This window comes from Ruegeria sp. HKCCD8929, assembly GCF_013031405.1.
Taxonomy (GTDB): Bacteria; Pseudomonadota; Alphaproteobacteria; order Rhodobacterales; family Rhodobacteraceae; genus Ruegeria.
Genome location: NZ_WPZY01000123.1, coordinates 1 through 1,713, shown reverse-complemented (window position 1 = coordinate 1,713; position 1,713 = coordinate 1). Strand labels below are relative to the sequence as shown.

At 57.3% G+C, this 1,713-nt stretch carries 2 protein-coding genes; one reads left to right on the top strand and one right to left on the bottom strand.

What is annotated here, in order from left to right:
* Positions 1–11: 11 nt before the first annotated feature.
* On the bottom strand, positions 12–1,058 hold the full coding sequence (locus GOX53_RS29315) for a substrate-binding domain-containing protein (RefSeq protein ID WP_171182403.1): 1,047 nt from the start codon (positions 1,056–1,058) through the stop codon (positions 12–14).
* Positions 1,059–1,199: 141 nt separating this feature from the next.
* Between GOX53_RS29315 and GOX53_RS29310 the strand changes: the two genes are divergently transcribed.
* The gene (locus GOX53_RS29310; RefSeq protein ID WP_171182402.1) at positions 1,200–1,619 is read left to right on the top strand and encodes a MarR family winged helix-turn-helix transcriptional regulator; all 420 of its coding nucleotides are present in this window, start codon (positions 1,200–1,202) and stop codon (positions 1,617–1,619) included.
* Positions 1,620–1,713 lie beyond the last annotated feature (94 nt).

The window sequence follows — 1,713 nt, the reverse complement described above, 5'->3', positions numbered from 1 at the left end:
CTGGAACTACTTCAAGGCTGCCGGCTATGTCTCAGGTTAATGGCGGGAGGCTTTAGGCTCTGTGCCTTCTCCGCCAGCGACCTGAGCGCAAGAATGCTCTCATAGCACGACTGGCTGAGCGAGCCCTGAATTGGCGCGGTGTCGCCAAATGCCTGCCGATATTCATGCAGAAATGACCGGTTCCCTTCGGTGCGCAGACTGTTGAAATAGCCAGAGACGCAATAGAGGTTCTGAGCGGCGTCTTCGGAAATGCCCATCAGGGTGTTTTCCTCGATCGCACCGGACAGCCGGATAATACGGTCGCTGAGGCCCGCTTCGGCGAACATTCGGTTGAAGGTGATCGAATCCGCGCCAACAAGCGACTGGAACACGATATCGGGGCGCGCCTTGTTGATCGCATCTATTGTGGTCGTGTGTTCATCGCAGGACAGCGGCAGGTAGTTTTCGCCCACAACCTCGCCGCCTGCGTCTTTTATCATTTTTTTCAAAACCTTATGCGTCTGCCGCGGCCAGACGTAATCATTGCCCAGCAAATGCCAGCGTTTCGCGCGCATATGGCGGATCATCCAGGAGACCGCGTCGCCATATTGCTCTTTCGGGGTTTCGCCGATGGTCGCGACCCCGGCGGAACTTTCCCCGCCTTCATATTGGGGCGCAAAAACATAAGGCACTCTGGCCGAGAACCAATCGCGCACCGCAACACGCACACTGGACAGGTGCACTCCCACGAGCGCGTCGACCTGGTGCCGGTCCACAAGGTCAGCCACTCGCGGCATCACATCGGCGGGTGCGCCCCCGGCATCGGCGGCGAACAGTTCAATTTCGCGGCCCAACAAGCCGCCCGAGGCATTGACATGCGCGGCCGCCAGAACCGCGCCATATTGGCAGGACGGCCCCCAGATCGCATCGGTTCCGGAAAATGGCACAAGCAGCCCAATCCGTGCCTTGCCGTCTTTTCGCTTTGGAAGGATCGGCGGATCCTGGTCAAGGCCGAACCCCACGGATCCAAACGAGCAGGCGCCCGACTGCAAGGCTTCCAAAGGCTGTTCGCTCATCATGTTTCGATGCTCCTGAAGCCTCGCACACAAATTTATTGGCGCCGGATGACGGATATATGGCTTGCCAATACCAAAGCTTAACGTCTATTTGAAAAAAATGAAATAGTTGAAAAATGAAGTAATGACCCCGATACTAGACCCATGAAACAGGATGACAGCATCAACGATTATCTGGCGCATCTGCTTGCTCAGGCGAACCGGCGTCTGGGCCGAGCGCTGAATGCCCAAGGTGTGCCGCTGGACCAATGGCGGATCCTGCGCGTGCTGCACGAAACCGGAGGTATGACGATGCGCGCGCTGGCCGATGCCGTCACGCTGAACCGCCCGACCATGACCAAGATTGTCGACAAGCTTGTGATGGAAGGGCTCGCCTATCGCGTGCCGGATCCGCAGGATCGGCGCAAGGTGCGGATTTTCCTGTCGGATCAGGGCAAGGCGCTGTACCGCGAACAGCACGCCCGCGTCACCTCGCATCAGGCCGGGGTCGAAAACAGCTATGGGCAGGATGAAACGCAACAGCTTAAACATCTGCTGGAAGACCTGCTCAAGCGGATCAACTAGGATCAGACCGGGATCTGTCGCAAACTTTGGCGTTGATCAAAGCTAACGCTCTGATTGGGTGTAATTATCCAGCGAGCTCTGCAAATTGACGGAA